Consider the following 359-nt stretch of genomic DNA (forward strand, 5'->3'; position numbering starts at 1 on the left):
GGTAAACCAAATTAATAAGTTAAAGGAGTATAAAGATGTCAGAATTATATGATCAAAATTATTATGCTAAAGAGATAGCAAATGTGTTTCCGGAAGTAAAGTTACCAGTATTTTACAATTGGTTTTCTAATGAGCAGATTGAGGATGTAGATTTAAAAACTGGATATTTAAAAACAATAAAATGGGATGCTTTTCTTAATGCTAATCCCACAACATTAGTAAATGAAGTTAATACTATTGCTACTATAGGATTTAGATCAGAGTCAGTTAGGCTTAACTATCTTAAATTACAATACAAGTTTAGACATTTAAAGCAAACTGTTGAACAGTCTTATAAAAATAATGATTATGCGGGTGAT

General features: G+C 28.1%; 1 pseudogene. It reads left to right on the top strand.

Features of this window, described 5'->3' with window-relative positions:
- Positions 1-35: 35 nt before the first annotated feature.
- Positions 36-359, top strand: a pseudogene (locus U881_RS0101595) (hypothetical protein); the annotation flags it as partial.

The organism is Borrelia persica No12 (assembly GCF_000500045.1).
GTDB classification, from domain to species: Bacteria; Spirochaetota; Spirochaetia; order Borreliales; family Borreliaceae; genus Borrelia; species Borrelia persica.